General features: G+C 69.4%; 10 protein-coding genes. 2 read left to right on the top strand and 8 right to left on the bottom strand.

The features are described 5' to 3' along the window. Positions 1–19: 19 nt before the first annotated feature. Positions 20–868, top strand: coding sequence for a type IV toxin-antitoxin system AbiEi family antitoxin domain-containing protein (locus LQV45_RS10215; protein WP_230006915.1), 849 nt, complete (start codon positions 20–22; stop codon positions 866–868). A 310-nt stretch (positions 869–1,178) separates the two neighbouring features. On the opposite strand, the gene LQV45_RS10210 is transcribed toward LQV45_RS10215, so the two are convergent. From LQV45_RS10210 to LQV45_RS10175, 8 genes are all read right to left on the bottom strand, one after another. After that, positions 1,179–2,285: an adenosine deaminase gene (locus LQV45_RS10210; protein ID WP_230006913.1), complete on the bottom strand. Its 1,107-nt coding sequence runs from the start codon at positions 2,283–2,285 to the stop codon at positions 1,179–1,181. A gap of 23 nt (positions 2,286–2,308) precedes the next feature. Continuing rightward, complete coding sequence (locus LQV45_RS10205; RefSeq protein ID WP_230006912.1) at positions 2,309–3,598, bottom strand: thymidine phosphorylase; 1,290 nt, start codon at positions 3,596–3,598, stop codon at positions 2,309–2,311. Continuing rightward, on the bottom strand, positions 3,595–3,996 hold the full coding sequence (locus tag LQV45_RS10200; protein WP_058595516.1) for a cytidine deaminase: 402 nt from the start codon (positions 3,994–3,996) through the stop codon (positions 3,595–3,597). Before LQV45_RS10200 ends, LQV45_RS10205 begins: the two co-directional genes overlap by 4 nt. A 44-nt stretch (positions 3,997–4,040) precedes the next feature. After that, positions 4,041–5,339, bottom strand: a complete 1,299-nt coding sequence (locus LQV45_RS10195) for an ABC transporter permease (RefSeq protein WP_230006911.1) — start codon at positions 5,337–5,339, stop codon at positions 4,041–4,043. Then, positions 5,336–6,700, bottom strand: coding sequence for an ABC transporter permease (locus LQV45_RS10190; RefSeq protein ID WP_374208178.1), 1,365 nt, complete (start codon positions 6,698–6,700; stop codon positions 5,336–5,338). Before LQV45_RS10190 ends, LQV45_RS10195 begins: the two co-directional genes overlap by 4 nt. Further along, a complete protein-coding gene (locus LQV45_RS10185; protein WP_230006910.1) occupies positions 6,697–8,217 on the bottom strand; it encodes an ABC transporter ATP-binding protein in 1,521 nt (506 codons plus the stop codon). The genes LQV45_RS10190 and LQV45_RS10185 overlap by 4 nt, the downstream gene beginning before the upstream one ends. A gap of 154 nt (positions 8,218–8,371) precedes the next feature. Next, positions 8,372–9,472, bottom strand: coding sequence for a BMP family protein (locus LQV45_RS10180; RefSeq protein ID WP_230006909.1), 1,101 nt, complete (start codon positions 9,470–9,472; stop codon positions 8,372–8,374). A gap of 194 nt (positions 9,473–9,666) precedes the next feature. Continuing rightward, the gene (locus LQV45_RS10175; RefSeq protein WP_230006908.1) at positions 9,667–10,785 is read right to left on the bottom strand and encodes a mannose-1-phosphate guanylyltransferase; all 1,119 of its coding nucleotides are present in this window, start codon (positions 10,783–10,785) and stop codon (positions 9,667–9,669) included. A gap of 215 nt (positions 10,786–11,000) precedes the next feature. On the opposite strand from LQV45_RS10175, the gene sdhC reads away from it, so the two are divergent. Further along, positions 11,001–11,365: succinate dehydrogenase, cytochrome b556 subunit (gene sdhC, locus LQV45_RS10170; protein ID WP_230006907.1), on the top strand; the 365-nt coding region annotated here is incomplete at its 3' end.

Here is an 11,365-nt window from a genome sequence, read left to right as displayed (position 1 = left end):
GAACGGTCAGGGTGGGCCGGTGGCATCCGTAGATCTCCGGCCCAACGAGAACCATGACGTGGTGTGGGCGACAAGCGACCTCCACGCGGCGGGGTGGTCGCGCCGTTCTCTCAGCCGCGCCGTTGCCGACGGCACCCTCCTGCGCGTCCGACAGGGCAGGTACGTCGCCGCCGGCACGCGCGACGAGATCGTCGCGGCGACACGTCTGGGTGGGCGACTCGACTGCGTCAGCCTCCTGATCGTCCACGGAGTCTTCGTTCATCACCGCGTCGACCTCCACGTCCAGCAAGACCCACTGGCCAGCCGGCGCCCTCCGGCACCGCACGGTGTCCGATATCACTGGCGACGGACCGCCGCGCCGAGAGACCGATCCGTGGTCCATGTCGTGGAAGCCCTCGCGCAGGCAGTGCAGTGCCAACCTCCGCGATCGGCCGTCGCGACGCTCGACAGCGCCTGGCACCTCGGCCTCGTCGACGAGGCCGGGATCGGCGAGGTCTTCGCGCGCGTGCCCCGTCGCTTCCAGGTCCTGCGGGGACTGCTCGACCCGCGTGCCGAGGCGGGGACCGAAACACTCGTCCGGCTCCTCCTGCGACACCTCGGTTGCCGGGTCGACGTGCAGGTACGCATCGACGGCGTCGGGCGCGTCGATCTGCTGGTCGACGGTTGGCTCATCGTCGAGTGCGACAGCGCGCAGTTCCACGGCACCTGGCACGTGCACAAGAACGACCGGCGACGCGACATGGCGGCTCTGGAGCGGGGCTACGTGACGCTTCGCCTGCTCGCCGAGGACATCCTGTACCGTCCCGACCGCATCCGCGCCGCACTCCAGCGCGTCCTGACGCACCGCGCCCCCGGGCCGAACTCCTGAGTTTTCGCCCCGCACGACCCGATATGCCCGTCTCTGCCGCCGCGAGGGCCGAATCTCAGGAGTTTCGCACGCCCACCTGCGGCGCCGCCGCGGAACGAGCGGTCGTCGGTCGGACGCGCGGGTCCGCCCCGGCTCAGGTGTGAGAGCGGGCGAAAGTCCTGAGAAATGGGGCGGTGACGGCCCGGAACGATGCCGGGCGGACTTCGGGCGCGCGAATGTCAGGAGTTTCGCTCGCCCGTGCGGCGCGTCCACACAGCGAGACACCGTAGGGGGCACACACCGATACCGGCGTGCGCCCCGACTGCACGGGTCAGCGGGCGAAGCCCTCCGCGATGATCTCGATGAGCTCCTCGCGCTCCTCGACCGGCAGGAAGGCTCCCGCGGCGGCGTTGAGCTGGAAGGCCTCGAGGTCGTCGAGGTCGTAGTCGAAGGCCTGGGCCAGCAGCCCGAGCTCGCGCGTCAGGGTCGTGCGGCTCATGAGGCGGTTGTCGACGTTCACCGTCACCGAGAAGCCCAGCTGGTAGAGCAGGTCGAACGGGTGGGCGTCCATCGTGTCGCCCCAGGCCGTGACCGCCCCGCTCTGCAGGTTCGACGTCGGCGAAAGCTCGAGCGTGATCTCGCGGTCGCGCACCCAGCGCGCCATGTCGCCGAAGGTGACCAGAACCTCTTCGCCCTCGCGCGAGACGACGTCGAGGTCGTTGGCGATACGCACACCGTGTCCGAGGCGCAGAGCCCGCCCGTCGAGCAGCGCCGAACGAATGGATGCCAGCCCCGCCCCTTCACCGGCGTGCACCGTCGTGGGGAAGAACTGCTCGGCGAGATAGTCGAAGGCCGCGCGGTGATCCGAGGCCGGGAATCCGTCCTCGGGGCCGGCGAGGTCGAAACCGACCACGCCGCGGCTGCGCCAGGACACCGCGAGCTCGGCGATCTCGCGCGATCGCGCACCCTGCCGCATGGCGGTGAGCAACTGCCCCACGCGGATGTCCTTGCCGCGCGCGTCGGCGGCGTCCTCGCCCTCTTCGATGCCCTCCTGCACCGCGTCCACGACGTCGTCGAGGCTGAGGCCACGCGTCAGGTGCTGCTCGGGAGCCCACCGCATCTCCGCGTAGACGACGCCGTCCTCGGCGAGGTCCTCTACGAACTCCTTGGCGGCGCGAACGAGACCCTCGCGGGTCTGCAGGACGCCGACGGTGAGCGAGAACTTCTCGAGGTAGTCCTCGAGCGATCCGGAGTCGACGTGGTCCGAGAACCAGTCCTCGAGACCCTCGGCGTCGTCGGCCGGGACGTCGAGGTCGAGCTCGTCGGCCAGCTCGAGCACCGTCTGCGCCCGCATCCCCCCGTCGAGGTGGTCGTGCAGCGACACCTTCGGCAGGTCATGCAGCTTCTTGCCCTGGATGCGGACGTCGTCGGTGGCCATGGTGCTCCTCGGGTCGGATGCCATCACGCGGTGATGCGCTCGCGCACGAGCGGGGTACGCGCGGGAGCGGCGTCGCCGATCTCCCACGCGCCATCGACCGCGGCGAGGGCGCGCTCGAAGCGCGTCTCATCATCGGCCGACAGGGTGAACAGCGGCTGACCGGCCGCGACGGAATCCCCGACCGTGACGTGCAAGTCGATGCCGGCGGCGTGCACGACGGCATCCTCGGCGCGCGCGCGTCCCGCCCCCAGGCGCCAAGCCCCGATACCGAAGGGCAGCGCCTCGACGCGCGTGACGACACCCGCGCGCTCGGCGACGACCGTGTGGGTCTCGCGCGGCGTCGGGAGGGCGGCATCCGGATCGCCGTCCTGGGCGCGGATCATGCGCTTCCACACGTCCATCGCGCGGCCGTCGGCCAAGGCCGCCTCGACATCGGCGTCCGGACGTCCGGCGAGCGTCAGCATCTCGCGCGCGAGAGCGACGGTCAGCTCGACGACGTCGGCGGGACCGCCGCCGGCGAGCACCTCGACCGACTCGCGCACCTCGTTCGCGTTGCCGATCGCTCGGCCGAGCGGGGTGTTCATGTCGGTGAGGAGCGCCGTGGTGTTCACGCCCGAGTCGGTGCCGAGGGCGACCATCGTCTCGGCGAGCTCGCGGGCCCGGTCGATGTCCTGCATGAAGGCGCCGGAGCCGAACTTCACGTCGAGCACGAGGGAGTCGGTGCCCTCGGCGATCTTCTTCGACATGATGCTGGACGCGATCAGCGGGATCGCCTCGACCGTGCCGGTGACGTCGCGCAGCGCGTAGAGCTTCTTGTCGGCGGGGGCCAGGCCCGTGCCTGCCGCGCAGATCACGGCGCCCACGTCGGCGAGCTGCGCGAGGATCTCGTCGTTGGACAGCGCCGCGCGCCAGCCGGGGATGGACTCCAGCTTGTCGAGCGTCCCGCCGGTGTGCCCGAGACCGCGGCCCGAGAGCTGCGGAACGGCCACCCCGAACGCGGCGACGAGCGGAGCCAGCGGCAGCGTGATCTTGTCGCCCACGCCACCGGTGGAGTGCTTGTCGACCGTGGGCTTGTCGAGCGACGAGAAGTCCATGCGCTCGCCCGAGGCGATCATGGCATCCGTCAGCACCCGGATCTGGTCGCGGCCGAGGCCGTTGAGGAGCACCGCCATCGTGAACGCCGCCATCTGGGCGTCCATGACGTAGCCGCGCGTGTAGGCGTCGACGAGCCAGCGGATCTCGCCCTCGGTGATCGCCCGCCCGTCACGCTGGGCACGGATGATGTCGACGGCATCGTACTGTTCGGCGCTCATCGGGCCGCCTCCTCGAGGTCACGGGGTCCGAAGGCGTCGGGCAGCACTTCGTCGATCGTCCGGATGCCGCTGACGGTCTCGAGCAGCATGCCCGGGATCGCGTGCTCGAACAGCAGCTGCCGGCACCGCCCGCAGGGCATGAGCGTGCGCCCCTCACCGTCCACGCAGACGAACGCGACCAACTGGCCGCCGCCGCTCATGTGCAGCTCGGACACCAGGCCGCACTCGGCGCACAGGGTGACGCCGTACGAGGCGTTCTCGACGTTGCACCCCGAGACGATGCGGCCGTCGGCGACGAGGGCCGCGGCCCCCACCTTGAAGCGGGAGTAGGGCGCGTAGGCGCGATGCATCGCCTCGGTGGCGGCGGAACGCAGTTCGTCCCAGTCGATGTCGGTCATCGTGGTGCAGGGGGTCCTCTCGTGAAGGGGGAAGGCGGGCCGGGTCAGCCCTTGACGTACGGTTTGCCGGCGGCCGCGGGCCCGCGGACCTTTCCGACGAGACCGGCGACGGCGAAGATCGTGACGACATACGGGAGCATGAGCATGAACTCGCTCGGCACGGGAGACCCGATGACGCCGAGGGTGTTCTGCAGGTTCGACGCGAAGCCGAACAGCAGGGCGGCGAGCGTCGCGCGGATCGGGTCCCACTGGCCGAAGATGACCGCCGCGAGGGCGATGTACCCCGCGCCGGCCGTCATCTCTTTGTTGAAGGCACCGACCGAGCCGAGGGTGAAGAACGCTCCGCCCAGACCCGCGATCGCACCGCCGAGCGAGACGTTCCAGAACCGGGTGCGGGCGATGTTGATGCCCACGGTGTCCGCGGCCTGAGGGTGCTCGCCGACGGCGCGCAGGCGGAGGCCCCACCGGGTGTGGAACAGGCCGACGTACACGACCGCGACCGTGACGTACATGACGTACACGATGATCGTCTGGTTGAACAGCATCGGGCCGATGATCGGGATGTCCGAGAGGACGGGGATCGGCAGACGCGGGAAGCGCGGCGGGGAGTTGAGGGTGGCGGCGTTGGGTGCCAACAGCTGCGAGAAGAGGAAGCTCGTCAAGCCCACGACCAGCACGTTCAACACGACACCGACGATGACCTGGTCGACGAAGTACTTGATCGCGAACGCCGCGAGCACGAACGAGACGAGGACACCCGAGACACCCGCAGCGAGGAGGCCGATGAACGGGTTGCCCGTCGCGGTGGCCACGATCGCCGAGGTGAACGCACCGGCCAGCAACTGACCCTCGATCGCGATGTTGACCACGCCGACACGTTCGCTCAGCACACCGGCCATGGCGCCGAAGATGAGCGGCACGGACAGGCTCAATCCTCCCGCGAGCAGGCCCGTGAGCGGGATGACCGACGTGGTGGCGCCCGCGGCGGCCCACGTCAGGAACCCGACCATGAAGACCAAGGCGAAGATGACGGCCAGCCAGATCGGCGGGCGACGGTGAGCGCGGACCATCAGGACGCTCGTGAGCGTGACGAGGGCCAGCAGCACGGTGCAGACGATGCCCGTGACGACACCGCCGAGGACGACCTCGGGCAGCTGGATGAACTCACCGGGGCTCGAGATGCGGAAGACGGCATCGCCGTCCTGGCGGGCGACGACGAACAGGACGGCGGCGAGCGCCGTGATGACGCCGTAGACGATCGGGGCCTTCCAGCTGACCACGACAGCGGTGTCCAGCGCGTCGGGCGCGGATGCGGCCTCGGGGTGTGCGGTGGTGGTGCTCATCGGGCCGCCTCCTTCTTCTTGGCCGCGCGCACCTTGGGCTGGCGCGCCCCGGGGGCCGGCAGGCGGAAGATCGCGCGCACCAGCGGCGGTGCCGCGATGAACAGCACGATGAGCGACTGCACGACCAGGACGATGTCGATCGGAACGCCGTTGGCGGCCTGCATGGCGAAGCCACCGGCCTTGAACGCACCGAACAGGATGCCGGCCACCAGCACGCCGACCGGAGTGGAGCGGCCCAGCAGCGCCACCGTGATGGCGTCGAACCCGATGCCCGCGTCGATGCCGCTGGAGAATCCGGTGGTCACCGTGCCCAGCACCTGGTCGACGCCCGCGAGGCCGATGAGGGCACCCGAGATGAGCATGGCGTAGACGTACATCGACTTGACGTTGATGCCCGCCACACGGGCCGCGTTCGGGTTCAGCCCGACGGCGCGGAACCGGAAGCCGAGGGAGGAGCGCTCCAGGATCCACCACACCAGCACGACGGCGGCGAGCGAGAAAAGGAACCCGAAGTGCAGGTTGTAGCCCGAGCCGAGGAGGTCGGGGAAGACCGCCGTCTCCTTCATCGCGGGCGTGGTGGGGTTGCTCGAGCCCGGGGCCTGCAGCAGACCGGGGGTGCGCAGCATGTAGTAGACGAGGTAGAACGCGACGTAGTTCAGCATGATCGTAACGATCACCTCGTGCGCCCCGGTGCGCGCCTTGAGGACACCGGCGATGCCGGCCCACAGCGCACCCGCCACGACACCGGCGACGAGCGCGACGAGGGCGTGCAGACCCCACGGCAGGTCGAAGGCGAAGGCGACGTACCCGCCGGCGGCCGCGGCGACCAGCATCTGGCCGCGACCACCGATGTTGAACATGCCGACGCGGAAGGCCAGGGCCACGCCGAGACCCGCCGCGATCAGCGGGGTCGCGAACGTGAGCGTCTCGGTGAGCGGACGGATCCCCGTGGCGAAATCGGGCCGACGGAAGTTGTAGATCGCGCCCTGGAAGAACGACGCATACGCACCCGAGACCGACTGCCAGATCGCGGCGAGCATGTCGCCGGGACGGGCGAAGAAGTACCCCGCGGTGGCCTGGACGCGCTCATCGGTCGCGGCGATCATGATCGCTCCGACCAGCAGGGCGAGCACGACGGCGAGCACCGAGATGATGGCGTTGCCAGTGGCAATCTCGCGCAGCGCGCGGCGCCACCGACTCTCCTCCGGCGCGGGCGCGGGCGCGACGACGCGGGCACCTGCGGCCGGGTCCACGGCCGAGGGACCCTCCAGGGCGACGTCGGCGTCGGTCGCGGCCGCCACCTCGGCGGCGCGATCGGCGCGATCCGCCGTGGGGTCGTGTGGGCTGTGCGGATCGCTCACGCGGCGACTCCTTCGTTCTGGGGCGCTTCGCCGGCCATCATCAGGCCGAGGACGTCGCGCGAGGTGTCGCCCGGGACGATGCCCACCACACGACCGCGGTACATGACCATGATGCGGTCCGCGAGGGCGGTGACCTCGTCGAGCTCGGTGGACACGACGATCACGGGCACCCCCGCGTCGCGGGTCTCGATGACGCGCTTGTGGATGAACTCGATCGACCCCACGTCGACGCCGCGCGTGGGCTGGGCGGCGACGAACAGGCGAAGGTCCCGGCTCAGCTCGCGCGCGAGCACGACCTTCTGCTGGTTGCCGCCCGAGAGACGACCGACAGGTGTCTCGATCGACGGCGTGCGGACGTCGAACTCGGTGACCTTTTCGCGGGCGAAGTCGGCCAGGGTGGACAGTTGGAGCGTGCCGCCCTTCACGAACGGCGCACCGTCGGCGCGATCGAGCATGAGGTTCTCGGCGATGGAGAACTCCCCCACCAGCCCGTCTTCCTTGCGGTCTTCGGGAACGAAGCCGACGCCGGCGTCGAGCACGGCGCGCACCGACGAGCCGTTCAGCTCGACGCCATCGAGCGTGATCGACCCTTCGGCCCGGTCCTGCAGCCCGACGAGGGCTTCGGTGAGCTCGGTCTGGCCGTTGCCCTGCACGCCGGCGATCGCGAGGACCTCGCCCCGGCGCACTTCGAAGCTGACGTCGTTGACGACGAGCTGACCGACGGGGTCGACGACGGTGAGGTTCGAGACCGACAGGGCGACATCGCCGAGCTTCGGAGCCTCTTTGTGCACGGTCAGCTCGACCGCGCGGCCCACCATGAGCGACGCGAGTTCGGCATTGGAGGCGGTGGGCTCCGCCTCACCGACCACTTTGCCGAGGCGGATGACGGTGATGCGGTCCGCGACCTCGCGCACCTCGCGGAGCTTGTGCGTGATGAAGACGATCGAGGTTCCGGAATCACGGAGCTGGCGCATGATGGCCATCAGCTCGTCGGTCTCCTGGGGAGTCAGGACGGCGGTCGGCTCGTCGAACACGAGCACCTTGGCATCCCGGGAGAGCGCCTTGATGATCTCGACGCGCTGCTGCACGCCGACGGGCAGGTCGTCCACGAGCGCGTCGGGGTCGACGTCGAAACCGTACCGGTCCGAGATCTCCCGGATTTTCCGGCGGGTGTCATCCAGGTCCAGGAATCCGCCGGTCTTGGTGGTCTCCGCTCCCAGGGCAACGTTCTCCGCGACGGTGAAGACGGGGACCAGCATGAAGTGCTGGTGCACCATGCCGATGCCGGCCGCCATGGCGTCGCCGGGGCCGCGGAACGTGACCGGTTTGTCGTCGATTAGGATTTCGCCCTCTGTGGGCTCGTACAGTCCGTAGAGGACGTTCATCAGGGTGGACTTGCCGGCACCGTTCTCGCCGAGCAGGCAGTGGATCTCTCCGGCCTCGACGGTGAGGTCGATGTGATCGTTCGCCACCAGGGATCCGAAGGTTTTCGTGATCCCGCGGAGTTCGAGCTTCATGTTCCCGATCCTAGGTTCTGTGGCACCGCACGCGGGGTGTGCGGCGGGAGGACCCCCCTCGTGAGCGGGTCCGGTCCGGGGCCGGACGATCGCGCAGCCCCATAAGGGAGGGGAGGCCGGCACGGGGCCGGCCTCCCCAGGGAGAGTGGATCTCTCAGCCGGCCAGGTAGGACTCGACCGTGATCTTGCCGCTGATGATGTCTGCCTTGAGCGCATCGACCTTGGTGGTCAACTCGGCGGGCACGCGGTCGGACCAGTCGTGGTACGGCGCGAGGCCGACGCCCTCGTTCTCGAGCGTGCCGACGAACGGCGCCGCGTCGAACTCGCCGTTACCGGCGGCCACGATGGCGTCCTTGGTGCCCACGTCGATGCCCTTGAGGATCGAGGTCAGCAGCAGGTCGCCCACGGAGGGGTCGGTCTGGAACACGTCGGCGTCGACACCGACGAGCGCGATCTCACGACCGGCGTCCTGGATGGCGACGGCGGCCGACTGGTAGATCGGGCCACCGACGGGCAGCAGCACGTCGACGTTCTGGTCGATGATGGCCTGCGCGGTCTGGCGCGCGGTGTCGTTGGCCTCGAAACCACCGGTGAAGGAGCCGTCCTTGGCGGTGCGGTCCCAGCCGACGACGCGCACGGACGTGCCGTTGTCGGTGTTGTACTTCTCGACGCCCTGGGCGAAGCCGTCCATGAAGATCGTCACGGTCGGGATGTTGATGCCACCGAAGGTGCCCACGACGCCGGTCTTCGAGACGCCCGCGGCGAGGTAGCCCGCGAGGTACGCGGCCTGCGCGGTGTCGAAGATGATCGGCTTGATGTTGGGAGCGTCGGTCTTGCCGTCGAAGTCGCTGTCGACGGTGTCGTCGATCGAGACGTACTGCAGATCGGTGTTCGCCTTGGCCGACTCGAGCGCCGCGGGGGCGAGGAGGAAGCCGACGGTGACGATCGTGCTGCAGCCCTGGTCGACCAGGCTCTGGAGGTTGGAGGCGTAGTCGGTCTCGGACTGCGACTCGACCTCGATGGGGGTCTTCGAGCCGAGCTGCGAGGCCGCCTCGTCGACGCCCTCCTTGCCGAGCTGGTTGAACGACTTGTCGTCGAAGCCGCCGGCGTCCGACACCATGCAGGGCAGGTAGTCGCTGGCACCGGCAGCGGCCGACGAGCCGTTGCTCTCGGGCGCGGCACCGCAGCCGGCGAGCAGCACGGCCGCGCCGATCATCGCGAGGCCGCTGACGACGGCCTTCTTCGTGGTCTTCACGAATGGTCCTCCAAGACGGGGGCCCCCAACGGGTTCGGGGGACGATGGAGTCACGTTACCCACTGTGACGAATCGCTTGCGCCTCGCGGAGGCCCGTGCGCCCCAATGGTTACAAAGACGCAATCTCGCGTCATGCGCACGCCACACGAGCCGATCGCGGCGGGACTGGATGCCGCGGGCAGCGGCATCCGGTATCAGAGCACGTCGCCGCGACCGGTGAGCTTGAGCGCGTCGACGACGCCCTTGACCCGCTGCGCGTTCTCGCTGGTGGTGACCAGGAGTGCGTCCGGAGTGTCGACCACGACGATGTCCCGCACGCCGATGAGGCTGATGACGCGCTTCGTCTGCGACACGACGATGCCGCTGGAGGCGTCGGAGAGCACGCGTGCGTCCTCGCCGAGGATCGCCAGTTCGTTGCGGCCGCCCGAGGAGTTGAGCTTGGACAGGCTCGCGAAGTCGCCCACGTCGTCCCAGTCGAAGTGCCCCGGGATGACCGCGAGGCGGCCCTTCTCGGCAGCGGGCTCCGCGACGGAGTAGTCGATGGCGATCTTCTTCAGGCCGGGCCAGATCCGGTCGACCGCGGGGCCGCGGCGATCGCGATCGTCCCACGCGTCGGCCAGCTCGAGCAGACCCGCGTGCAGCTCCGGCTCGTTCACGGCCAGCTCGGCCAGCAGCACGTCGGCGCGGGTGATGAACATGCCCGCGTTCCAGAGGTATGCGCGGTCGGTGAAGTACGCCTTGGCCGTCTCGAGGTCGGGCTTCTCGACGAAGCGCTCCACCATGTAGGCCTCGGGGGCGCCGTCGACGATGAGCTCATCGGCCTGCTTGATGTAGCCGAAGCCGACCGAGGGCTCGCTGGGCTGGATGCCGATGGTGCAGATGTAGCCCGCTCGCGCCACCGCGACCGCCTGACGCACGGCGAAGTCGAACTGCCGCGTCTGGCGGATGACGTGGTCGGCGGCGAACGAGCCGATGATGACGTCGGGTTCGCGGCGGACGAGGATCGCGGCGGCCAGGCCGATGGCGGCGGAGGAGTCCCGCGGCTCGGACTCGAGGAACACGTTGTGGTCGGGCACCCCGGGCAGCTCCCGCTCCACGGCCGCGCGGTGGGCGCGGCCGGTGACCACGGCGATCCGATCGGATCCCGAGAGGGGGGCGAGGCGATCCCAGGTGTCGCGCAGCAGCGTCTGACCGGAGCCGGTCAGGTCGTGCAGGAACTTGGCGGCGTCCGCGCGGGACAGGGGCCACAGGCGGCTGCCGATCCCACCGGCGGGGATCACGGCGTAGAAGTCGTCGATAGCAGGTTCGGCCATGGCACCGACCCTACCGGGCGCATCCGCACCGCCCCCACCGGTTCTCACACCCGACGGAGAGTGGAAACCCGCCCGAAACTATCTCGACGTCGAGAGAGTCTTAGGCGGCCCTAATCCCCCGCTTTCATAGCCCGGACGTAGTATTCAATGGCGCCCGTGTGACGCTTGGAGCCCTGTTTCGGCTCCCACACCGTGTTCGATCAGGGAGGACGACCGTGTCAGCACCAGCACGTGCCACGCCGTCGGTGAAGGAGACGACTTCGCGGGTGCCCCGCGGGACGCTCTACCGCGGCCGAGAGGGAATGTGGTCGTGGGTCCTGCACCGCATCACCGGTGTGGCGATCTTCTTCTTCCTGCTCGTGCACATCCTCGACACGGCGCTCATCCGCGTCTCCCCCGAGGCGTACGACGCCGTCATCGGTACCTACAAGAACCCGATCATGGGTCTCGGCGAGGTCGCTCTCGTGGGCGCCATCGCCTACCACGCCTACAACGGCCTCCGCATCATCCTGGTGGACTTCTGGCCCTGGGCCACGCGTCACCAGCGCCAGCTGTGGTGGGGCGTCCTGGGCCTCTGGGT

This window comes from Microbacterium sp. Bi128, from assembly GCF_918698205.1.
The sequence above is the reverse complement of the archived record's forward strand: the minus strand, read 5'-3'. Positions and strand labels throughout refer to the sequence as shown.

Excerpts from the sequence above, each read along its gene's own strand:
- LQV45_RS10210 (WP_230006913.1), bottom strand. The coding sequence starts at position 2,285 with ATGGCCACCGACGACGTCCGCATCCAGGGCAAGAAGCTGCATGACCTG.
- LQV45_RS10205 (WP_230006912.1), bottom strand. The coding sequence starts at position 3,598 with ATGAGCGCCGAACAGTACGATGCCGTCGACATCATCCGTGCCCAGCGT.
- LQV45_RS10200 (WP_058595516.1), bottom strand. The coding sequence starts at position 3,996 with ATGACCGACATCGACTGGGACGAACTGCGTTCCGCCGCCACCGAGGCG.
- LQV45_RS10195 (WP_230006911.1), bottom strand. The coding sequence starts at position 5,339 with ATGAGCACCACCACCGCACACCCCGAGGCCGCATCCGCGCCCGACGCG.
- LQV45_RS10185 (WP_230006910.1), bottom strand. The coding sequence starts at position 8,217 with ATGAAGCTCGAACTCCGCGGGATCACGAAAACCTTCGGATCCCTGGTG.
- LQV45_RS10175 (WP_230006908.1), bottom strand. The coding sequence starts at position 10,785 with ATGGCCGAACCTGCTATCGACGACTTCTACGCCGTGATCCCCGCCGGT.